This is a genomic window from Lentibacillus populi, assembly GCA_014642895.1.
Lineage (GTDB): Bacteria > Bacillota > Bacilli > Bacillales > Amphibacillaceae > Lentibacillus_C > Lentibacillus_C populi.
Genome location: BMJD01000033.1, coordinates 1 through 24,085 on the forward strand (window position 1 = coordinate 1; position 24,085 = coordinate 24,085).

General features: G+C 36.0%; 21 protein-coding genes and 1 pseudogene. 3 read left to right on the forward strand and 19 right to left on the reverse strand.

What is annotated here, in order from left to right; all coding sequences use genetic code 11:
- Positions 1-66 precede the first annotated feature (66 nt).
- From IEX12_RS16570 to IEX12_RS24010, 19 genes and pseudogenes are all read right to left on the reverse strand, one after another.
- Entirely contained in the window at positions 67-1,647 is a 1,581-nt protein-coding gene (locus IEX12_RS16570; protein WP_188725516.1) for a sodium:solute symporter family protein, read from the reverse strand.
- A gap of 15 nt (positions 1,648-1,662) precedes the next feature.
- A complete protein-coding gene (locus IEX12_RS16575) occupies positions 1,663-1,881 on the reverse strand; it encodes a hypothetical protein (protein ID WP_188725517.1) in 219 nt (72 codons plus the stop codon).
- On the reverse strand, positions 1,878-3,038 hold the full coding sequence (locus tag IEX12_RS16580) for a glycerate kinase family protein (protein ID WP_188725518.1): 1,161 nt from the start codon (positions 3,036-3,038) through the stop codon (positions 1,878-1,880). The genes IEX12_RS16575 and IEX12_RS16580 overlap by 4 nt, the downstream gene beginning before the upstream one ends.
- A 174-nt stretch (positions 3,039-3,212) precedes the next feature.
- The gene (locus IEX12_RS16585) at positions 3,213-3,662 is read right to left on the reverse strand and encodes a hypothetical protein (RefSeq protein WP_188725519.1); all 450 of its coding nucleotides are present in this window, start codon (positions 3,660-3,662) and stop codon (positions 3,213-3,215) included.
- 158 nt (positions 3,663-3,820) lie between these two features.
- Complete coding sequence (locus IEX12_RS16590; protein WP_188725520.1) at positions 3,821-5,200, reverse strand: MFS transporter; 1,380 nt, start codon at positions 5,198-5,200, stop codon at positions 3,821-3,823.
- A gap of 122 nt (positions 5,201-5,322) precedes the next feature.
- The gene (locus IEX12_RS16595; protein WP_188725521.1) at positions 5,323-6,075 is read right to left on the reverse strand and encodes an N-acyl homoserine lactonase family protein; all 753 of its coding nucleotides are present in this window, start codon (positions 6,073-6,075) and stop codon (positions 5,323-5,325) included.
- A 229-nt stretch (positions 6,076-6,304) separates the two neighbouring features.
- Complete coding sequence (locus IEX12_RS16600; protein WP_188725522.1) at positions 6,305-7,420, reverse strand: CdaR family transcriptional regulator; 1,116 nt, start codon at positions 7,418-7,420, stop codon at positions 6,305-6,307.
- A 422-nt stretch (positions 7,421-7,842) separates the two neighbouring features.
- Positions 7,843-8,736, reverse strand: a complete 894-nt coding sequence (locus tag IEX12_RS16605) for a fumarylacetoacetate hydrolase family protein (RefSeq protein ID WP_188725523.1) — start codon at positions 8,734-8,736, stop codon at positions 7,843-7,845.
- 55 nt (positions 8,737-8,791) lie between these two features.
- Complete coding sequence (locus tag IEX12_RS16610) at positions 8,792-9,706, reverse strand: fumarylacetoacetate hydrolase family protein (protein WP_188725524.1); 915 nt, start codon at positions 9,704-9,706, stop codon at positions 8,792-8,794.
- 41 nt (positions 9,707-9,747) lie between these two features.
- Positions 9,748-10,905 (reverse strand): UxaA family hydrolase, encoded by a 1,158-nt coding sequence (locus tag IEX12_RS16615; protein WP_188725525.1) that lies wholly within the window; start codon positions 10,903-10,905, stop codon positions 9,748-9,750.
- The gene (locus IEX12_RS16620; RefSeq protein ID WP_188725526.1) at positions 10,892-11,212 is read right to left on the reverse strand and encodes a UxaA family hydrolase; all 321 of its coding nucleotides are present in this window, start codon (positions 11,210-11,212) and stop codon (positions 10,892-10,894) included. The genes IEX12_RS16615 and IEX12_RS16620 overlap by 14 nt, the downstream gene beginning before the upstream one ends.
- Positions 11,213-11,224: 12 nt before the next feature.
- Positions 11,225-12,346 (reverse strand): UxaA family hydrolase, encoded by a 1,122-nt coding sequence (locus IEX12_RS16625; protein ID WP_188725527.1) that lies wholly within the window; start codon positions 12,344-12,346, stop codon positions 11,225-11,227.
- Between the two features lie 155 nt (positions 12,347-12,501).
- The gene (gucD, locus tag IEX12_RS16630; protein WP_188725528.1) at positions 12,502-13,971 is read right to left on the reverse strand and encodes an alpha-ketoglutaric semialdehyde dehydrogenase GucD; all 1,470 of its coding nucleotides are present in this window, start codon (positions 13,969-13,971) and stop codon (positions 12,502-12,504) included.
- A gap of 121 nt (positions 13,972-14,092) precedes the next feature.
- Positions 14,093-14,857 carry an SDR family NAD(P)-dependent oxidoreductase gene (locus IEX12_RS16635; RefSeq protein WP_188725529.1) on the reverse strand — a complete coding sequence of 255 codons (765 nt, stop codon included), beginning with the start codon at positions 14,855-14,857 and terminating at the stop codon, positions 14,093-14,095.
- A gap of 15 nt (positions 14,858-14,872) precedes the next feature.
- A complete protein-coding gene (locus tag IEX12_RS16640) occupies positions 14,873-16,153 on the reverse strand; it encodes a TRAP transporter large permease (protein WP_188725530.1) in 1,281 nt (426 codons plus the stop codon).
- A gap of 1 nt (position 16,154) precedes the next feature.
- Entirely contained in the window at positions 16,155-16,640 is a 486-nt protein-coding gene (locus tag IEX12_RS16645) for a TRAP transporter small permease (protein ID WP_188725531.1), read from the reverse strand.
- A 115-nt stretch (positions 16,641-16,755) separates the two neighbouring features.
- Positions 16,756-17,796 (reverse strand): C4-dicarboxylate TRAP transporter substrate-binding protein, encoded by a 1,041-nt coding sequence (locus IEX12_RS16650; RefSeq protein WP_286171222.1) that lies wholly within the window; start codon positions 17,794-17,796, stop codon positions 16,756-16,758.
- 276 nt (positions 17,797-18,072) lie between these two features.
- The gene (locus tag IEX12_RS16655) at positions 18,073-18,828 is read right to left on the reverse strand and encodes an IclR family transcriptional regulator (RefSeq protein WP_188725532.1); all 756 of its coding nucleotides are present in this window, start codon (positions 18,826-18,828) and stop codon (positions 18,073-18,075) included.
- Between the two features lie 517 nt (positions 18,829-19,345).
- A pseudogene (locus IEX12_RS24010) lies at positions 19,346-20,771 on the reverse strand (IS4 family transposase).
- Positions 20,772-21,112: 341 nt separating this feature from the next.
- Here IEX12_RS24010 and IEX12_RS16660 point away from each other — a divergent pair.
- From IEX12_RS16660 to IEX12_RS16670, 3 genes are read left to right on the forward strand one after another with little or no spacing between them, the layout of a single operon-like run.
- Positions 21,113-21,976, forward strand: coding sequence for a PRD domain-containing protein (locus tag IEX12_RS16660; protein ID WP_188725533.1), 864 nt, complete (start codon positions 21,113-21,115; stop codon positions 21,974-21,976).
- Between the two features lie 50 nt (positions 21,977-22,026).
- Positions 22,027-23,556: a PTS transporter subunit EIIC gene (locus IEX12_RS16665; RefSeq protein ID WP_188725534.1), complete on the forward strand. Its 1,530-nt coding sequence runs from the start codon at positions 22,027-22,029 to the stop codon at positions 23,554-23,556.
- Positions 23,557-23,564: 8 nt separating this feature from the next.
- Complete coding sequence (locus tag IEX12_RS16670; protein WP_188725535.1) at positions 23,565-24,059, forward strand: PTS sugar transporter subunit IIA; 495 nt, start codon at positions 23,565-23,567, stop codon at positions 24,057-24,059.
- Positions 24,060-24,085: the final 26 nt, after the last annotated feature.

Sequence of the window (24,085 nt, forward strand, 5' to 3'; positions counted from 1 at the left end):
GATGACACTCTCTATACTACCAAGTGGGATCCTTTTTCGTAAAATCGATTCTACGCTTGTTTTCCCTCAAATTTCTTCATTACAGGAATGCTTTTTATTATTTAACGCTGATAGAGAAGAATCTACTGCAGAATTCATTTCAGAACCAGCATTAATAATGGAATCTACCCTTACAATATACTTATTAATTAATTCTTCTGGAGCTTTAGTTACTAAGCTTACACCAATATATGCAACTGTGTTAACAAGTAAAGCCCATGCCAACGCAGAGAAACCAAAAGGAGGTGCAACAAAGAATGTAAATACAGTTGTAACGATTAATCCTAAAACAGTACCTGCAAATGCCCCTTCCTTTGTTCCTCTTTTCCAAAATAATCCGCCTATTGTAGCTGGTAGAATTTGAGCAAAGAATGGCGAAGATAAAGCATAAGCGTAATCAACTATATATGCTGGTCTCAGGGCAACAACCACTAATGTTAAAATCATTAAAATAACAAGCAAGACTCGCCCAAAATAAACGACTTTTTTAGGTTCGATATTCTTTCCTTTTAATTCGTAAGCATGATGAACATAGATATCCCGTGAGCCAATAGCACTTGCTGATAAAAGTAGTGAATCGGCTGTTGAAACACCAAATGCAAACAAACACAATAATGATATAAACGAAATAATTGGTGGTGCATATTCAGTTGACAACACAGATATAATACTGTCTGTATCAGCAAAATCTGGTCCTAAAATAGCTGGGGCTAAGATTGCACCAAGAATTGCAATTAGGAAATAAACGAAAACGTAAGCTACAGGTAAAGACCATGACATGGTTCTGAATGTATCCTTATTTGCTGCAACATACATTCTCATAAAAATGTGTGGCCAAACTACAGTCGCTACCGCACCGGTTAATACATTAGATAAAGTTCCTTGCCAGTTAAATGTTCCGTTTGGTCCAGGATGGGATAATATAGGTGTCAATTTAGGATCATTTAGGATTGTACTCACCGCCTGGGCCAAACCACCGTTAGGAAAATAAGTTATCGTTAAATAAACAACTAAAACGATTAACGTACCAGTACCTAACATAAAGTGAAAGGCGTCCATCCATGCTACCGATTTCAATCCCCCGCCAATAATATGCAATGAAACAACGATCGTCGCAAATCCAACGGCTAGAATATAAGGCAACATCCCGTTTGTTGTTACAACTGCAGCATCACCAATAGCTATAAGCTGCATTGCAACGTATGGCACAATAAATAAAACTAAAATAGCTGCTACCAGTAACCCATAACCATTGGAATTATATCGTGATCTAAGGAAATCAACGGGGGTAACGAAACCGTATTCTTTTCCTAAAATCCAAAGGCGATAACCTATAACAACAAATAGTAGCCCTGCAATCATCCCACCAGTATTTGAAAGATATCCTATTCCTTCCCTGTAAATAGCTGCAGGAACACCATAAAACGCTAACGCAGAAAACACAGAAATTGCTGTAGTAGCCAATAGTACAAATGGGTTTATTCCACGATCAGCTGTAAAAAAGGCCTCTGACGATTTACTCGTTGCTTTAAAGGATCTAAATCCATGATATACAAGTATAGTTCCATAAATTAATATTCCGATTATTATTAATACATTTGCATTCATTTAACTGCACCTCCTTTATTCATCGTACTTCACATGTCTTTGCGTTTTGAAAAAGTTATTGAAATAAAGGCCCCAAACAAATGCTGCTACCAACGGTATTACAAATAATAGGAATAATTGCAAAGGGATCCACCCAAAAAGTATCGGATTTGGTACATAGGGTAATAAAATCCAATCAAATGTAAAATAAACAACGTTAAAGAAAACAAAGAGTACTTTTGATTTCATACTCATAACATTTCCTCCTCAATCGTAAATTTTTTATTGGTCAATTTAAAAGCCCTTATTACTTTTTCTCCTGCATTTTCAATTAGTTCATATGCATTTTCCATCGCTTCGTTCAGACTCATTGGTTTATTGATGATGTCTATAACTAGATCAATTCCATGATAATATACATCAATAATACTGGTTTCTTCACTTCCCACTACAGCAATAACAGGGATATTATATTGTTTAGCGATCTTTGCAACTCCTATAGGTGCCTTTCCATATACGGATTGAAAGTCCAGTTTTCCTTCACCAGTTATTACTAAATCTGCATTTTTCATGTGATCTTCCAATTTAATCTTTTCCAATATTTTATCTATACCAGAATATATTTCTGCATTGCAAAAAGCTAACAACCCTGCTCCAAGTCCACCAGCAGCGCCTGCACCTTCCTTATTCATAATGTGAATGTTTAATTGTTCCTCTAATTTTTTCCCATATCTATCTAATAATTGATCTAATCTTTCAACATCTTTGATTGAAGCGCCTTTCTGCGGCCCATATACGTAGGAAGCTCCATTTTTTCCACACAAGGGATTTGTCACATCTGAAAATACAGTTATTTTCGTATTCTTCACTCTACTGTCTATATTTGAGGTATCTATATATTCCATATTTTCTAGAGCTTCGGCCCCAAATCCAATTTCTTTGTTATACCTGTCTTTAAAAGTGACACCTAAGGCCTGTGCCATTCCGACTCCAGCGTCGTTAGTAGCACTACCACCGATTCCAACAAGAATTTCCTTTACACCATAATCGAAAGCCACTTTAATTAACTCCCCCGTCCCATAGGTTGTTGTTTTAAAAGGATTTCTATCTTCCTTTTTTATAAGTGTAAGTCCTGATGCTTCTGCCATAGCGATAACTGCGATATCATTATCTATTAGCCCAAACTTAGCTGTAACTTTTTTACCCAATGGACCAGTTACTTCTTTTTCAATATATCTACCGTTTAATGCTGTGACTAATGCTTCAACGGTTCCTTCTCCACCATCGGCAAGTGGAAGCTTTGTGACAGCTGCTGATGGCTCGACTCTTTTTATTCCCTTTTCGATAAAATCTGCTACTTCAAAAGTAGTTGCACTACCTTTGAACGAATCTGCAGCAATAATAATATTCAATTCACCACGTCCATTCTATACATTATGACGGAAAGCGTTTTCTCTAAAGTTACTATTCATTATAACTGCAATACTTCCTATCTTCTACGTTCTGTATACCAGAAACACGTAGGTTTATAATCGAAACATTTATTACACATAACAAATTTTCGATTGAATGAAATTACATATATTCTAATTTTGTGTATGAACTATTGCTCTTTGCTCGAGAATAATCTTATTCCTTTTTGCATATGCTTCCAATTTAGAAAATAGCAATTTAGTCATAAAGCCATACATAAATGATAATTGAATTGGAAGTTTTTTATTTTTTTTGTAAATATGAATGGAATTGGAATTGACAAATACTATTTTTTTGATAAGGTCTGCTTTCAACAACTTTTCGCTATAAAACCATTTTGTAATGATTATGTTATCTGTTATCGTAACTTGAGGTTTAATAAAAAAGATAAAGACAATTAAAGCGACATAAAATGATCCTATAGATACGCCAAGAACCAAATTAGCAGGACCCATACTTTGGGAAAAAATAAAAAGCAATAAACCTGGAAACATAATTGGTATAAAGCTATAATAACTACCTCTAAACGTAGATGGAGCAATTTGATTATTGAACTTTTTCATATGATTAAAGCACCTCTTTTTAAATGCCGCTATTACTTTTGCTCATTTCGTCTAAGCATAACCCCAGACAAAATGAGCTAACATATTATTTGTTTTAATATTAAGGAAATTAATCGTGATCAGAAGTTTTTTACTCAGTTATAAACTAAAAAATCGTCTTATTCTATACCGCAAGATTTTTTACTTACAAGGGACCAATCTTTTCCTCGCTTATTTCCCACAGTCTCCCTTGTAAAGAGTAAAGTCAAAAGAAATGCAACAATCATACAGCTAGCTAAGAAATACAAACCAGTAATATAACCTGTTTGGGAATCCCATCCACCACCCGTATTAATAAAGAATCCTAAAGCAGTTGGTGAAATACCACCAATATACATCCCTGTCATTGCAATTCCCATCGCAGTACCAGTGTATCCACTTTTAGCAGAATCTGTAATTAATGAGAAAATAACTGGGAAAATTGCGTTTGTACAAATACCTGCAAAAAGTTGAATGCAAACTAACAATAATATACTTTGTGCACTAAATTGAAAAAGAACTAAAGCAACTGTTAACCATGCAAAAGAAATCAGCATTGTTCTTTTACGGCCTATCGTATCAGATATACTTCCCCAAAAAATCTGACCGAGCCCCCCCGTAATTGTAAAAATAACTGACCATGCTGCAGCGGCTGCATAATCAAAGTTACCAACAAAGGCCAAATAAGGTGATAACCAAAAGTTTAATCCCGTAAATGCTGCTTGTCCTAATAGTGCACAAAGCGTTCCCACTAAAATATTAGGATTCTTTAGGGATTCTAAAATAGCACCCTTTTTATTTTCTTGAACCTCTACTGAATCTAAGGTAGGAGTCAAATTCATATTAATAGCATTTTTTTCATATTTTTTAAAGTTTTTTGGAGTTGAAAAGAACCAGTAAGCTACATAAATAGGGACGATTAATAGTGGAACAAGAAGGAACGGCATTCTCCAGTTCCCATCGGTATTTACAAGAATAACTGAGATTAATAATCCACTTAGTAACGTTCCCCAAGGATATGCTGAATGATGAGCTCCTAAGGCAAAGCCTCTACGCTCTTTAGGCCACCATTCCGCAACTGTACTAACTTCAATTGACTCTCCTATACCTCCAAACATATTCTTAATCACCTGAAAGATCACAAATCCTACTGCAGCCGAAGTTAAAGGAGAAACGCCGGTCAAAACGGAGAAGAATGTATATGCTAATGCTATCCAAACCCCGCTATATTTTCGTGCCCAACCTAAACCTTTTTTATCCGACCAAGATGCACCCCAAATGGATAAAACACCAGTAGATAACATAATTAATGAAACCATTTGCCCTACAACATTCGCAGAAAGTTCATATTCATCGACGATAGCCGGCATGACCCGATTCATAATTTCTCTACTTGTTGCGTTCATAGCAAAAATGAGCCATAAAAAAACTAAAGCTATCCAAGAATAGGATGGGGCACGCGGCAATAAGCCTATTTCTGGTTCTTTTGAAATCTCAAGTTTTGAAGCAGTATTTTTCATAAGTTTTCCCCCTCGTATTACGATGATTTGAATCTCAAAAACCGGAATAAAGTCTACCATTGTAAGCATTCTTTTTATAGCCTTTTTAAAAGATTGTCTTCAACCCAGTACAGACCTTCCCATCAGCTCTTGATTAAAGGGAAGTTACAATTCTGATATTTTTCTATAGAATATTCGTGCCCAGGAAGAATAAATTCCGCCCTTTTTCGAACTTCCTCCATACTTCCATACATTTCTTTCGTACATGTTAAAATCCCAGCCGGAATATTTTCATGTATGTTTTCAAGCAGATTTGCAACGTCTCCCGATACGCAAAGATTTCCCTCTTCAGTATTTACCAAGACAGATTGATGCCCATCTGAATGTCCCGGGGTTAAAAATACCTTTACGCCTGGTACAATCTCTTCCTCACCATCTACAAATCTCCAATTAAAATAATTGACAGCAGAGGAATCAAACAGTTTTTTTAAGTAGATAGATTCTTGACAAGGTATAGGATTATTTGCCGCTTCCCATTCTTTTTTCTGGACAATAAAACGTGCGTTTGAAAAAAGGTTATTATTTCCGGTATGATCATAATGAAGATGCGTATTGATTACAATGTCAACATCTTCTGGAGTCCAGCCCACCCCTTGTCTTAATGCTTCTGTTATTATTTCATCTGATTGCTGTCTGCAAGGACAAATATTTTCTTTTACCCATTTCAGATCATGAATCCCAGTATCTATTAAAATATTATACCCACCTCCAGATAAGGCCGTTGCCCACATTGGAATCCATAAATGTTCTCCTACGTTGTTTTGATAGGTCAAAGAAGATTTTTCAACATATAACTCGCCCATTCTTAAGGCTCTAGCTTTCCATTTCATATTCATTTTTTCCTCCCATTTTAATAATTTCAATACCATTCAAACAAAAAAATCAGTTAAAACCAGTCGACCATAACTTTTCTCAACACGATAAGAAAACGCTTTCCTACTAATATAAATATTATAATTTTAATTTAATTCATTTTCTATGTACTGTAAGCCAAAAAAGAAACATCATAAAAGCGATATATTTGTTATGCATAACAAATATATCGCTTTTATGAACTACCATTAACTATTCCATCAACAAGAAAGCTATTCTTAGTACAACAAAGTCCTTATATTTTCTCATGTCATATCCTGTTTTATGACACAATCTATTTAATTTGTACTGTAAGGTATTTTTGTGAATGAACAATGAATCGGATATTTGTTTAATGGACCCGTTAAACTTTTCAAAAAGATGGATAATTTCACTATACTCACTGATATCCTTGCCATCTAAATTTCCCATTATCTTTTTACAAAATTCGTTTTCTACATTTTTATCTACATTTTCTACTATCAATTCAATATCCATGTCACTATAGTAGTTGATATCTTCATCTTTCGACGATATACCCCAATTTAGAGCAATACGTGCCTTTTCATAAGATTCTCTTATCTTATGAAGTTCCTCCGCAACGATTCCTATCCCAAATTTAAGCCTTAATCCATATTCTTTTTGGGCGGTATAAGCAATCTCTCTAAACGTGGGTTCTATACTTTCCCGGGAAACTTTTTTTAATATCATGATAATATTATTCTTATTTTGCATCATTAGATTCTCAGTGCACTTTATCACTTTATAATTAAATAGATTCAAAATCTTATCTTTCTCTTCAATTATATTATAACTTTCACCTAAGACCTCTGAAATAACTACTACCCTTGGAACATTTTCTTTTATATTAAAAACTTTTATTCGACTCAAGAAACCATTGTCATACTTTTTCTCATCATTGAATAAAAGTTCTTCGATAATCATTCGCTGATTTTCTTTTTCCTTATTTCTTAAATTGTTTATATACGCATCTTTAATCAGCAGTTCAGTCATTCGTTTGATGATTTCCCCGTATTTTTCCACCTCCTGTTTTTCTCCAGTAATACCAACTACTCCTACTATAGTATTTTCAAAATATATAGGCAAATTAATACCCTTTCGTGCACCTGTATACTCACCATCATACCGGATTATAAGATTGTCTCTTGTATAGCTAACCTTTTTCGCTCCTCCATGAAATAAACCTATACGACTAGTATCTGTACTTGCGATTATCATTCCATCGGTATTAATATAGTTGATATCCTGATTAATAATTTTCTTCATGTCCAAAACAATTGTTTGAGCTAATTTTGTTGAAATATCCATAGATTCCACTACTCCTTTAGAAAAGGTATTTATCTTAGGCACCAATTAATTGGGTGGAAATTTCCATACAAAAACGCACTGAATATCACACATACATTTTAAAATGGTTCAGTAATAATTTACGGGGAACATAATCCGACAAATTTGATGATAAAAAAAGGAAAATCCAAACCACCTGTCGTATTGGTTAAGTAACCACACAAATACCAACGAAAGGATGATTTGGATGCCTTAACCGTTATACCATGACAAGCGATGGCGATAAAGTACCTTTTGTCATTTTACATCGAGCAGAAATTCCATTTGGCTATCCAAATATTATAAATTTATGAAAGCGAAAGCAAGTAATATCAATCATTACTTGCTTCCATTCGTTTTCGTTTATAAAATATTACGAACTATATGCTTCGCGTAGATACCAATCATTCCGATACAAATGTATTGGTTAATTTACCTAACTTCTCAATTTCGACTGTAACCTCGTCACCCGGTTGCAAATACACACGTTCTTCTTCTGGCAACCCAAGGACTACGCCTTCAGGAGTTCCAGACAAAATTACATCTCCCGGATTGAGTGTCATATATTGGGAAATATAGCTAATAATTTCGTCACAATAGAATATCATATCTGATGTATTCGAGTTTTGGCGCACTTCTCCATTCACTGTTGTTTTTAACGATAAGTTATTTGGATTTCCTACATCATCTGCTATAACTAAATACGGGCCAATAGGGCTAAAACCATCACACGTCTTACCTAGTAACCACTGATTTGTTCTAAATTGCAAATCTCTTGCTGATAAATCGTTTGCAGTAAAATATCCAAAAACATGATGCAAGGCGTTTTCTTTTGAAATATCTTTTGCCGATTTTCCAATTACAATCCCTAATTCCACTTCATAGTCTAACTGCTTTGTTACTTTAGGTACTGCAATATCACAAAAATTGCCTGTCAGCGTGTTATTATATTTATTAAATAAAATTGGAGTTTCAGGATAAGCTGCATTCGTTTCCTCAGCATGTTTTCGGTAGTTTAAACCAATGCAAATTATTTTACTTGGATTTGTAACACATGGTCCCCAATCCAATTCTTTATCATTAAGCACATAAGAAGAATCAGAACTAGTATCAAGGGTACTAATATAGTTCCTTAAAACAGATAGCGTTTTATATCCACCGTTAATTACATCCATTACTTCTGTGGGTACGTGTTGCATAGGCAGACTGGATAATGCCGATGCAACATCTATTATTCCTTCTTCAACTTTAACACCTAATGATGGACTATTATCTTTCATAAATGTAACTAATTTCATAGTGAATTACCTCCCAAAAAATCTACTATTAAGCACTATTAATTATCGGGAATGATTAATTATTAATCAAACGACTTTCCTTTGAAATTAATTTCTTAACAGGGTTAGCTAATACACCGATCTCTGGAACTTCAATTTCGATACGGTCTCCATCCTGCAGTGTAAATTCATTAGGTGGTACAATAGACGTACCTGTTAATAAAACTGTTCCATCAAAAATGAGGTTATCTTTCGTTAAGTAGGTAACAAGTTCTTCATACTTTCGTTTCAATTGATTTGTATTTGCACTTTCCTCGACTATTTTCATACCTTCACGATAAATACACAATCTAATTTCTAAATTATAAGGATCTGGTACCGATTCAGCTAATACTATTGCGGGGCCAATTGAGCAAGAGTTTTTCCAAATCTTTGCTTGAGGTAAATATAAAGGATTTTCCCCTTCAATATCCCGCGAACTCATATCGTTGCCTATTGTATAACCTAAAATCCTACCTTTTTTATTTATTACAACGCCAACTTCCGGCTCTGGAATTTGCCATTTTGAATCACTTCTAATATTCAAATGTTTATTTGGCCCAATAGTTCTTGCCTCAGTTGACTTCATGAAAAGCTCAGGACGTTCAGCATCATACACTTTGTCATAAAATGTTTGCGAACTGTCACTATTCCCATTAGACGCTTCATAATTTCTCGCTTGGCGACTTTTGAAATAAGTTACTCCTGAAGCCCACACTTCGGGGGCTGCAATAGGGGTTAATAGGTTCAATTCATCATATATAAATACCTCCGTGGTTCCAGTTTTATCGATTATTTGTTGAACCAGCTTCAAAGGGGTACATTTCTTATTTTCCGCATCATTTACTAACTCCATAAAATCAGAATAAGGCAAAAGGGAAACTTGCTGCTGACTAGTTAAAACACCTAAAGTTGGCTTTTCATTATTATTTAAGAAACGAATAATCCGCAATTAAAATCCTCCCTGTAAAATTCCATTTGATCGTTCCGATATTACTGTGTTTCCGCTAACCGCCAAATACTAAATTCTTGGTTATTATATTTTTCGGAAGCAGTAATTTCGCCATTAGCTATTTGTAAAACTTTTGAATAAATTTCTTCTCCAATTTGGTCAATCGTATAATTTTGATCAATTATCTTTCCAGCATTCACATCAATATGTTCGGGCATGTTTTCATATAATTTAGGATTCGTTCCAATTTTTATTACTGGAGCTATTGGAGACCCGGTTGGCGAACCTTTGCCAGTTGAAAATAAAACAATTTGTGCTCCGCCGGCCACTAGTCCTACCACAGATTCAACATCATAGCCTGGTGTATCCATAAATACAAATCCTTTTTCCGTTGGCGAATGAGCGTAATCAATTACTTCCATTAACGTAGAATTGCCTCCCTTTTTGATACACCCAAGAGACTTTTCTTCTAGTGTCGTTAAACCACCTGTTTTGTTACCAGGTGAAGGATTTGCAGCTTTAATATCTTCTCCCACAGCTTTTGCTCGTTGTTCATACCTTTTCACTATTTCCAGAAATCTGTTACCTACTTCTGAATTAACCGCTCGATTTGCCAAAATATGTACTGCACCAACCGCTTCCGTTGTCTCAGCCAGAATACTGGTTCCACCATCCGCAACGATCGAATCCGAAAAGGCTCCAATCGAAGGATTAGCAGTGATTCCCGACCATGCATCTGAACCGCCACATTCGAGTCCAATTGTTAATTCGGAAACATCAGCTTTCTCCGTTGTTTGTTGCTTACTTCGCTCCAATGCATTTTCAAGCCAGTCTTTCCCTTCTTTCAGGCATTCGGTAATCGACTTATCCTTATCAAATATAATGGAGTGGACATGATGGCCATCCTTTTTTAGCGTTTCTACAATTCCTTCAGCAGGGTCTTCCGTTCCCATTCCTAAAAATAATGCAGCACTAACATTTGGATGTCCAGCTGTTCCAGTTAACGTTTTAATGGTTTGGTCACTGTCCTCGGAGTATTGGGATTGACCTGCCTGGTGAACGACTGGAATAACACCTGGAACGAGATTAGCCAACTTTTTGGTAAGTCCTGATAGTTCGCCAACTGTATTGATAACAATAGTATGATTCCTAACCCCGATGTTTCCATTTGCCCTACGATAACCTTCAAATGTTTTCAAAGTTAATCCCCTCCTTTTTAGAACTTTTATCCTCCTCGGTTAATCCGCGAACATTGGATACATGAACATGATCACCTACTGCTATATCCTTTGTTGCAATCCCCATGCACTCCCCATACTTGATAACTTTTTTACCTTTAGGAATTGGAGCAAGTGCTACTTTGTGTCCATAAGGTATCGTTTTTGACACGTTGATTTTTTTTGTCTCATCTTGGAGAGATAAAAGTTCTCCAGCTTTTAAAGTTTCAAGTGCTACCGCAACATTATCCTTTTCATCTAACTTAAGGGCATTGACTTGTTGAATCATCGATATCCCTCCCTAATAGGTAGTTCCTAAGTGTGGTATAGAAAACTCGCCTAACTCCAACATCTCTAGCTGTGTTTGCTTTCCTGAACATACTTTCAACATTTCTTCGATAATCCTTTCACTTTCTTCGTGGATGTTACTTCCTTTAATTGTATAATCAATAAGCTCGTCAAATGAGCTTTCGTCACGTTGAGGTGTTACCGTCATACAAGGCAAAGCAATCGACCCTGTCAACACTCCCCTATTACTTACGATCAACACAACATTACAACCACTTGAAGCCATTTTTGATAACGATTCCACAACATTGCTAGAAATGTTCATCATATAGAGACCATTTTCTTTTGGAATCTCACCGTAATCTAGTACACTATTTATCGAAACTGATCCTGTCATTTTCGATTCAAGTGCCGCCAGTTTTGTTTCCTCTTCAGTAAATTCGCTGCTCTTTGTTATTACAACTGGATCTTTCCAACGCAAACGATGTAACCCCTTACTAGATTTTATTACCTTTTCCTTTTCGGTTGGATTAACTATTCGTTCCGACAATAAATCCCCAGCAGGTTCTAGTGTTTTAGAAAGTCCCATAACTACCTTTGCATCTTTTTCAACTAATTTATCAACAATGCCTCCTATTACTGGACCAGTTTTTCTTAATGAATCATGATCCGTATCAACGTTTAGAATCCCTACCGTTAACCGTGATAAGGGAAGTGTTGTTCTTTTTTGCTCCGTTGCTTCTTTGGCCCACGTTTCGGCAATCGAAACCCCTTTTTGGATGGTATTTGTACCTCCGGAAAGTTGTTGAATGCCAATCCCTTTGATTGGTTTTGTTTTCGGGGTACGATTCAGTAACCCACTTACTTGATTGGTTTCACAACCTAATCCAACAAGCAATGCAGAGTGAATATTTGGGTTTGAAGAGATACCAACAAGCGTATTTCTTGTTAATTTAAAATCATCACCAAGTTGGGCGCAGCCATTTGCATGGACAATTGGAATAGTCCCACTTACCTTTTGGGATATTTCATGTACTACAGCGCTAGAACATATTACGGAAGAAACAATACCAACGTAGTTTCTTGTTCCTGCCGTTCCATCATCCCTCTTAAATCCCTCAAAAGAATAATTCATTTTGTAAACGCCTCCAGTTTAATTAACTTGATTCAATCAAGGCTATTACTTTTCGTAGTTAGTTTCTTAAAAAGACAGCGCTTTTATATTAGGTGATAGTAACTACTAGTTACTATCACCTACATATTTAATCGAATTTGCTAGGTTATACGTGTCTATCCCTTTACAAATACTGTTTTTGTATTTGTATAGAATTCCATCGCTGCTCTTCCTTGCTCTCTGGAGTGTGAACTTGATTGTTTCATTCCACCAAACGGTGCTTGTAGTTCCACACCAGCACTTTCAGCGTTTATACGAACCATTCCCGCATCCATGTCTTCCATAAATGAAAGCATATTACTTATTTTGGTTGTGAATATAGATGCACTTAAACCATATTCCGAATCATTTGCCATATTAAGTGCCTCTTCCAACGTATCCACCTTCATTAGAGCAAGAACTGGACCAAATATTTCCTCTCGTGCAATACGCATATTCGGGGATACATCTTCAAATACGGTTGGTTCTACATAATGACCGATTGCGGCATTAGAAGATGAAGGCTTATTTCCACCAAACAATAATTTTGCTCCTTCTTCTTTTCCTATTTCAATATAGTCCAGAACCGTATTTAACTGTTTTTCACTTACTAAAGGCCCCATCCAAGTTCCTTCTTCCAGGCCATCTCCAACTGTGATTTCTTCTACTTTCTTCAAGAGCTTCTCTTTAAACTTGTCGTAAACATCATTTTGTACAATCACGCGACTAGTAGCTGTACATTTTTGCCCTGTTGACTTTAAACCTCCACTAATTGTAGCTTCAACTGCCAAATCAAGATTAGCATCATTTGCAACGATTACTGGATTTTTCCCACCCATTTCAAGCTGATACTTGATGCCTCTTGATACTGCAGTGTGGGCCAATTGTTTTCCGACAGCATTTGATCCCGTAAAAGAAATTCCGTTGATTTCCGGATGCTCCACAATATCTTGTCCGATAACCGAGCCCTTTCCTGTAACCATATTGACTACGCCCGATGGAATACCTGCATCATGTAAACATTCAATCACTTTCGCACACGTAATAGCAGTTTCACTTGCCGGTTTAATTACAACTGTATTTCCATAAATAAGGGCAGGTGCCATCTTCCAAAGCGGAATTGCTACCGGGAAGTTCCAAGGAGTAACAATACCGACTACACCCACCGGAGCTCTTGACGTAAACATAAGTGCACCGGAATCAGAAGAAGGTATCACGTCACCATTGGATCTCATTCCTTCACCAGCATAATACCTTAAAATTGCCACACCTCTTGCAGTTTCTCCTTTTGCTTCAGGAAATGTTTTTCCCATCTCTTTTGTCATAGTAGTAGCTACATCATCAATTCGTTCCTCTAATATGGATGCAGCCTTAAGGAAATAGTCTCCTTTCACATTTCCCGAAAGCTTTTGCCATTCTTTTTGAGCAGCACGCGCCGAAGTTGCCGCTTGATCAAAGTCATTGCTTGATGAAAGTTGATAGAATCCTACAATTTCATCCTTATTTGCTGGATTATAACTCGTACCCGTTTCTTCAGTTTCAGAAGCACTCCATTCTCCGTTAATATAGTTTAAGTATGTTTTTAGTTTCACATCAGTTGCAGTCATTTAATATTCCTCCTAGTTTTGTTTATCAAAAGTTAATAATTCTACCATCCAAAATCCCTTTTAACCAACTACCAAAATACTGAGCATCATAAATTTTCTAAGTCACATATTTATCAACACCTTATTTTCCATTTACTACACCCCCATCAATATACATAGGAGACCCCATCATGAACTTTGACTCATCCGATGCTAAATATAACGCTGCATAAGCCACGTCGATTGGTTTTCCAAGCTCATCGCCTAACTGACGTTTTTTAATAGTGGATATTGTTGTTTCGGGATCTGAAGACTTTGATATATAGTCTTCCACGAAAGGAGTGTAAATCGTACCTGGCATTAAAGCATTTATCCGTAAATTATATTTAGCATAATCAACTTGCATAGATTTTGTTAATGACAAAACTGCACCTTTTGTTGCTGCATAGGAAGCACGATTAGCTAATCCTATTTCAGCTATACAAGAAGACATATTAATGATTGTTCCCGACCGTTGTTCCATCATATGGGGAATCACATATTTTGAAACGAGGAATATCCCATATACATTTACTTTAAATACTTGTTCCCATGTCTCCGGTTCTATTTCGTGAAGCTGACCAACTCCACTAATTCCAGCGTTATTGAAAAGAATATCAATTCTCCCAAACTTTTTAATAACCTCATTCACTAGGTACTTTACATCTTCGGTTTTCGTGACATTCCCTTGGATAAAAAGTGCTTTACCATTGTTTGAGTGAATCTCGTCTATTGTTTGTTGACCAGAATCTTCATTCAAATCATTGACAACAATGGTGGCACCTTCTTTTGCGAATAATATGGCGGTTTCTTTTCCAATTCCAGATCCTGCACCAGTAATAATTACAACTTTATCTTTTAATCTCATTCGTTATCTCCTTTATTAAAAAGTATTAGGCATCCACATGGATAAGCTTGGGATAAATGCTATCAACAATGCAACAACAACTAGCAAAACTAAAAATGGTAGACTAGCAACTACAAATTTCTCGACCTTTGTGTTGGTTATGGAGCATGTTGTATACATAACCGTCCCAAGTGGAGGCGTCAATGTACCAATACTTATACATACAATAAAGAAAATCCCGAAATGGACTGGATCTATTCCGTATTGAAGGAGCATTGGCATAAACAAAGGGGTTAATATAATAATGGTTACATTCCCTTCAATAAACATTCCAATAATTAGTAGGAATACGAGAACAACAAGTAAAAACGTCGTTGGTGAGGATACATATGCAGTCATAAACATAGTCATTCTCTGTGGTACTTGCTCTAATGTTAACACCCAAGCAAATGCCGATCCTGCTGCAATAATGATCAATATCGAAGCCGCGGTATGTACCGTTTCAATAAGAGCACTAATTAGCTGTGATAGTTTCATTTCTCGATAGACAATTAATCCTAAAAATAAAGCATAAAAAACCGCTATAGCACCAGCTTCAGTTGCACTAAAAACTCCAAAGCGAATACCACCAATAATAATAACAGGCAATAATAACGCAAGAAATGCATCTTTTGATGTTAAAAGAAAATCTTTCAGTGTTGTTTTCTCTTGTTTTTCCGTTTCTAGTTTATGTTTCTTCGCATAAAAATGAACGTAAACCATGAAGCTTATACAGAGTATAGCTCCCGGAATAATTCCTGCTAAGAACATACTTCCAATAGACACATTTCCAATAAACCCATATAAAATTAACGCAATTCCTGGTGGGATAATTGGTGTAATTAAAGATGTACCAGCTGTTAAGGCTGTTGAAAAGGCGCGACTATAGCCTCTTTTTTCCATTTCGGGAACTAGTATTTTTGATTGCATCGCTGCATCTGCGATATTTGAACCAGAAAGTCCACCCATCAGTGTACTAAGAACAACGTTAACTTGGGCTAGTGAACCAGGAAGACGTTTTGTAATCATTTGAGCAAATCGAAGCATTCTGCTAGTTATTCCTGTATAGTTCATTAAAATACCTGCTGTAATAAAGAAGATTATTGCAAGTAGAGGAACTGACTCCAGTCCACCAATCATTCGTTGGACTATAATTTCAGATGAATAGCCATCATTAAATAAAACGTAAACAACCGAACTTATGATTAAAGCGAACGCTATTGGAACATTTAGCAAGAATAACCCTAGTAAGATAACTAGTGCGACAGTGAAAGCCATTTTAAGCTTCCCCTCCTTCGTTTCTACATTCGGCTCGTAAAGACAAAATAAATTTCTTCGTAAAATGAATAGCTGTTATTGCACCACCGATTGGAACGGCTACATCAATCAATTGGTAACTCATACCAAGAATTGGTGTTAATTTACCTGTTGCCGACAAGGTTAAATTGGATCCAAGATAAATAAAAACGTAAATGAGCACAAAATAAACGGCGGCTGCCCGAATAAATTCACTCACAATCCGAAGAGGTTTCGGTAGCTTTTTGACAAGGAAATCCACACCTATGTGGCCATCACGTTTCATTGCCGAACTTATACCTATAAATACAAACCATATGAATAATCCAAGTGCGACTTCCATAGTCCACGCAATCGGTGAATTAAATATATACCGTAACAGAACATTTAAGCCCGTTAGTAGAATTACGCCAACGAGAGCGATTGTCGACACTACATCATCGATAGCATTAAGTCCTCTTTTAATCACTACGTTTCACTCCTTTTACAGTAAAACCTTACTGTTACATAGAGCTTATAGGGCAAGCAGCTTAACGGAATCTATATAGCATACATGCCCCAAAACTCTATTAAACAACTAATTACTAACGGTCCTTCAACAATTCTTGAATTTTATCATATAGACCTGGTGTCCATTCAGGAAATTCGTCATATACGCTTTGTACCTTTTCTTTAAATGGCTCTGTATCAACTTCGTGTACTTTTACACCTGCCGCTTTAAACTCACCTAATACTGCTGCAGTCTCTTCTTCTAAGACTCCTCGTGCATATTCGGCAGCCTCTTCACCCGTTTCTCTTAAAATTTGAACTAAATCATCGGGCAGCGTTTCTATAAATTCGGTTCCTGCAATCCAAGAGGTAATAAACTTTTGATGTCCTGTTAAAGAGAGATGCTTAGAAACCTCATGCGCTTTAACCCCCTGTAGAACTGGAAGTGGGTTTTCAGCCCCATTTACAAGTCCTTGTTGAAGTGCAGTATATAACTCTCCTAATGGATACGGAGTCGCAGCAGCTCCCATAGAATTGAATGTTTTGATTGACATTTGGTTATCTGGAACGCGAACCTTTAATCCTTCTAAATCTTCCGGTGACGTCACCTTTTCATTTGTCAAAAGGTGACGTTCCCCGTAAACAGTAGTGGCATTGATAACTTCGATATTTTGCTCACGTAAATCAGTCCTAATTCCTTCAAACCAGTCAGTTTCTGTTAGATACAGCAAATCATCAAAATCTTCAACCAGATAAGGTGCGGTTAAAATACCAGCATCTGGGACGTAGTCCATTAAGAAATCAAATCCAGCCATAACAATAACATTGTTTCCCATCACCGCCTGTTCAACAACATCTTTCTCGGCACCTAATTGTGAACTTGGGTAAAGTTTTAATTCTAGTCGGCCATCACTTTTTTCTTCAGCGAGTTCTTTCCATTTGGAAGCTAGTTTACCGATTGGCTCGTCGGTTTGATTTCCAAAAGCAATGTTAATTGTATACGTTTTGTCTTTATCTGATGAACCATCCCCACCAGATTCCGATTTGCTTGTACCTGTTTCTGAAGAGCATGCAGCAGTAAAGATTAGTAACAGAATTGCCAATAAACTGATTTCCATCTTCATGTACTTTCCCATCACCATTTCTCCTTCACTCTATATTTGAATAATAAATAGATTCCGAATTATTAATGCATAACTTTCTTAATTTCTTATTGACTTCTACATATACGGTTTTCGTTTCTTCTCATCAACAATGTTTAAGCTTAAGCAATGAACTCAAGGAAAAAGAATACTTGTAGGATTTCCAATTAGTTGTATAAAATCACCTCCTTTTAAAATAAAGCATAAAAATCTGTGTAAGAATCTAAGGACATTTAATTCAAATATCCAGGCGATGAAAACATCTATTAATCACTCATGGCTATTAATAGAAATTCTTTTTGCCAGAGAAATTATCTCTTCTTTGCAAATTTCACTTTTCATTTCCCAATTATCAAGGGTCATTGTAAAACTTACAGCAGCTATAATTTCATTTCGTTCATTCCACACCGGTGCTGCAATACAAGTAAACCCTTTTACAGCCTCTTGATTTTCAACAATATAACCTTTTTCCTCCATTTCGTTTATTTGATCCAGTAATTCATCTAAGTTATCAACAGTCCTATCAGTTAATTTTTCAAAGCCGCTAGCTTTGTACATTTCGGATAGCTTGTCTATTGAAAAAGTAGACAACATTACTTTTCCCATTGCTGTAGCATGCGCTGGTAACCTCATTCCTGGTTCGGACACAATTCTTACCCTTTGTGGACCTTGTTTTTTTGCGATATATATAATTTCATTTCCTTCTAGAATTGAAAGTTGAATCGTTTCTTCAATTATCCTCACTGTTTTCTCAGCTTCACGATCAAAAAATCTCGTTAAATCAAACTGTTGGATATATTGAGCACTTAAAAATCCTAATTTAGGGCCTAATGAGTATGTTTGATCAGTTTCTTTATAAACCCATCCTAATTCTTCTAGCGTATTTAAAATTGAAAAAAGTGAACTCTTATTGATATTGCTCTTTTTTGCAATTTCCATTAACTTTAATTTTCTTGACTCTTTTGCAATTACTGTCATTACGGTGTTCGCTCTTTCGATTGCAGGTACCCAATATTTAACTTCCACTTTTATCCCTCTTTGGTTTAGTATATTAAACTCAGTTTTGTAATCGTTGTCATAACTTAATGTAACATGAGTTTTCATAATAATCAAGATGGAGTCTAAGAATTTTATTTTTTAATTAATATTTGGAATTATCATTTTTCAACTGAATAAAATAGTCCATATCCAAGTAAATGTGAAACACAAACTACCTGTTTGATAGGTGGTTTGATTTAGTCCTATAAGGGATAGTACTTGCTCTGCCTTAAAGGCGTGCTTCGCAAGCCGATTACAAAGTATATTTTATCCTCTATCATGTCCGCTTCAGTTTGATGCTTTATATACTTTTTAATAACTGTCTCATTTCTTCAACAGTATCCACGTAATATCCCCTTCCGCAAAAATGTCTATTTCCTTCCTCTTGCCTTGTACTCGGGGTGTCGATCAAATATAATAACTTAAGTTTTGCACCCCAAAATACAGGGGATTCAGCTGTTAAATATCCTGATTTCCCTTGTCCCTGTTATGTTTTATGTATGTTCTATTTCGGCAAATTAAGCAGCATTATCTCTACCAAAAACTGATTTCCCAAAAAAGATGCCTCAAAGGGTTCTTCTAAATAGGCGTATTCCGGTGATATTTTAAAGAATCGGATATCAATAGTTCCGGATTCCGAAATTGCTGTTATAACGGCATTCAAAAGTTCATCAAACATATCCCATAGCTGTTCCACATTTTTTTTTGCGTCATTTCATCTCGTATATCCGCGAAAAGCCCACCAATCGTCTCGTAATCATTGATTCTGAGGAAATAAGATAAAAAGATATACAGAATATATGTAGTGGTAACATGGGCTCGCATCAAAGTTACAGGATTGGTATTTTCCCAGCCGAAGCAACTGTTTGGATTCCTTGAAGAAAACCTCGATGGACCAACGAACAGCGAGGTTTCAAGCATGTCCACAAGTGTCAGGTATTGATCTGTAAAAAAGTATAGTTTCCAGTCCTTTTGGTAAGGTCATCGACAAAAATAAAGCTTCACCGTTTCGTCAATACCGGGATAATAGACAACTACTTCGAAATAACGCACATTCTTTTTGCGACAACCTTTTTCTTTCCCTTCTTTTTTTAGCACTTTCAAAGGTTCTTTGGCATTCCGTTCTTCGCTGTTATACATGTACTTCCTTGTATCTTTTCTCACGGCACAAATCACGTGCATTAGGCCTTCCTTGGTTGCCCTGACAGTGGATAGGAAACCTTTACTTGGAAACCAACTGTCTACCAGGACGTACTTTGCCTTGAATCCATGTTTGACAGCTCTTTTCAACATACTTAGTGCAATTGTGATTTTGTCGATATCACATTCCTTTATCCGTTTGGCTCCATTTGTTTTCGGGTTTCGTTCTTTTTTGTATTGCTTTTTCTTGTCTTTTCGTTTTAGTTCCTGCTCCGAATGAAGGCTGAGATCAAGGAGGGGTGAAAGCTTGTGCCATCAAACAAACCCATTGTCAGATTCTTAAACCCAAGCGTACTTTTCCCTTTGCGACGACCGGCAACATGGCCGTTGACATAAGAAATTTTTTCAATCTTTTTCCTGTACGAGTGTCTATCGTATCGTCAAAAATAAAAGCTGAATTTGGTTATACTTTCTTTTTGGGGTTAACCAGTTTTTGAAGCTGTTTCGCTACACGAAGTAGCAAACCACGCGTAGGCGAGGGTTGTTTTTTACAAGATAAAATGCATCCTTCTTCATCTCTTCATTGTTTCATAATTACTTTTATAAAGGGAGTTAACTCATAGGCATAGAGAGGAAATCAGAGCATTAAAGACAAAATATCCGTAATCGGGTACCCTTGTTCCTAATCCGGCCTGATGACAAAGCGAACAGAAATTGAATTTCTTCATCAACTTTTGTATAATAGTGTAGAATACAGCCGAGGCAAAGTTAAGAATAGAACGTCTTGTAATGTATACTTCTTTGGGAAGATGGAAAAAGGGTAAACTTAAAAAATCAGAACTTATTGACATTAGTTACTTAACGTGTTACATTATTAACACACAGAATGAAAGGCTTTACATCAAAATAAAAATTGGGCTTGTTACTGAATAAGTATAGTTATTTCAGGCAAAACCATTATCCTATATCAATTATAGGATTTGGTTTTGCCTGTTTTTTTATAATCAAATCATTTTCCACCAATTTTTTATTCAATGCTATATTCCAAAGGACAAAATTTCTTTGCTTTTGATGATTAGACCGTATTCCTTTAACTTCTGTGGAATCGATATGAAAGGATGTGTGAAACTTAGTGAAAAACTCAAAAATGAAAATCAAGCAAATCTTAAATAACAATGCCGTTATCGCAACTGATAAAAATCAAAAAGAAGTAATTGCCATAGGAAAAGGGATTGGATTTAAATATCATTCCAATGATTGGCTTGACGAGGCAGATGCAATTAAGGTCTATGTTCCTATGAATAGTAGCTATCGTGAGAAGATAATACCGCTACTAGAAGAAATCCCATTTGATTGTATAACGCTAACAGAAAAAATAATTGACTATGCCGAAAAAACCTTGAAAGTAACGTTGAACCAAAATTTAATAATCAACCTAGCTGATCACATTAATTTTTCAATTCGTAAATTCAAAGAAGGTATGGATCTTTCAAACATCTTTACCGAGGATATTAAAAGATTTTACTCAGATGTATACAGTGTTGGTGTTCACGCAGTTAAAATGATTAATGATTTTTATCACGTTAACATGAATGGTGATGAAGCAGCTTCAATTGCATTTCACATTATTGACGCAATGGGCAATAGTACTACAGAAGATACATTTAAGATTATTACTGGAGTTAATGACATTGTTGAAATCATTGAACACCATCTCAACCTATCCTTTGATGAAAACTCATTAGATTATTCACGATTTATCATTCATTTACAGTTTTTTATGAAGAAGATATATCTAGAAGATAATAAAAATAGCTCCAGTTACAGTAGCTTTACATTACAGCTTAACGAACAAAAGTATGCAGATATAGATGAATGTATTGGCAAAGTTAACAAATACACTTCGAAGAAACATAATTATCAACTAACGGGCGACGATAAGCTCTATTTAAAAATCCACATCATTAGGCTTGTTAAACACTACCTTTTGTCGTGAATTATATTTGTATAAATTTGAACTCGATACAATAAAAAAGGGGGATTAACATGGCACTCGATTTTGATCAACTCACGGCCGCTATTATCGAAAACGTTGGTGGTTTAGAAAACATTTCATCAGTTACTCACTGTGTAACACGTCTGCGGTTTCATTTAGTAGACAAAGATAAAGCTGATACTGAAGCCATAAAAAAGATGCCAGGCGTCTTAGGTGTGACATATGGTATGCAACAATACCAGATCATTCTGGGTAAAAACGTTTTTACTGTTTTTAATAAAATTGAAAACAATTACAGTATTAAAACGGATGATAATTCAAATGAAAACCATTCTGAAGAACTAACGGATAATACGACTAAAAGAGAAAAAAATGGAATAAAAAATGTATTTCAAAACATCTTGGCTTATATCATTGGATCTGTTACGCCTTTTATTACAGTTGTATATGGGGCAGGCATGATTCGGGTTGTTTTGTCAGTCATCACATCAATATGGCCATCGGCTGCAAATAGCCCAACATATATGATGTTTAATTTCTTAGCATTGTCAGCATTTTATTTTATGCCAATCTTAATCGCTTATGGAGCTGCTAAACAGTTAAAATCGAATCCAGCGTTTGTGATAACAATTGTAGCAATGCTTCTTTACCCAGACTTTGTAGAATTGGTTGAAGGACACGCGGATATGTCTATGTTCAGTATACCGGTTGTTCTGACTGATTACTCACAAACACTACTTCCGGCCCTATTATCAGCATATTTGATTTCAAAACTAGAAAAGTTTTTCTACAAAGTAATTCCAGGTTTACTTAGAGCCGTTTTCGCCCCAATGTTCATTTTAGCGGTGTCTATGCCAATAGTTGTTTTATTTCTTGCACCAATCGGAGCCGTCGTTGGACAATGGGTTGTTCATGCATTTGTTTGGGTCTACAGTATAACAGGTGGTTTAACGGTGGGGCTCTTGGCGGCTGTCTTTCCATTTATAATTATGTCTGGTATGAACATGATGTTTGCACCAGTTATGGTACAAAGCCTTGCATCATCAGGATTTGACGCATTATTCCGACCAGCACTACTTTTGCATAACATGGCGGAAGGAGGAGCATGTCTTGGAGTTGCTCTGAAGACAAAAAACAAAGAACTTAAAACAGAGGCAATTGGTTGTGCAATTGGATGTATTGTATCTGGAGTAACAGAACCTGCTCTTTACGGAATTAACTTAAGACTTAAAAAACCTTTATTGGCAGTAATGATTAGCGGCGCTATTGGTGGAGGAGTTGCTGGGTTTTTAGGAGCAAAGGCATTTGAAATGGGGTACTCAAGTATTCTTGCGCTCCCAATATTTGAAGGTACAATCATAGCAATAATTGTAGCTGTTGTTATAACGATAGTTTTATCAGGTATGATCACTATGGTGTTAGGATTTGATGATGCTCAATCAATCAGTACAATGAAACAAAATGAAGCACCTGTTGGTGATGTTCCAACTTCTAGTACAAGTAAACAAAATGAGACTCCAGTTGGTAATGCTCCTGCTTTCAGTACAGGTAAAGAAAATGAACTAGCTGATGGGAGGTGATGAGATAAATGTTACATCTTTTAAAGAAGATAAGCAAAAGCGCAGTATCTACAAACGATTTAGTTGCCTTTGCAGATGGAAAACTTATTCCACTTAAAGAGGTCCCAGACGATGTTTTTTCTAATCAGATGATGGGAGAAGGTATGGCAATCAGAATTTCAAATGATACGATAGTCTCACCTACGGATGGGGTTATTACTTCAATTTTTCCAACATTACATGCATTTAGCATGATGTTGACCAACGGAATTGAAATTCTTATTCACATTGGCCTTGATACAGTAGAACTTAAGGGTAAAGGTTTTAAGAAACTAATAAACGAAAATTCTCAAGTAAAAAAAGGAAAGCCAATTATTAAAGTGGATCGCGCTTTAATAGAGAAAAACGGATTCGATTTAACAACGATGATGATTGTTGTTGACGATAAGGGTTTTAAAATATCATATCAGACCCAAGGCAATGCTTCTGGAGGCAAAACTGTTGTTGCAACCATCGACAACTAAGAAGTGTAAACAATCTTACGAGGAGG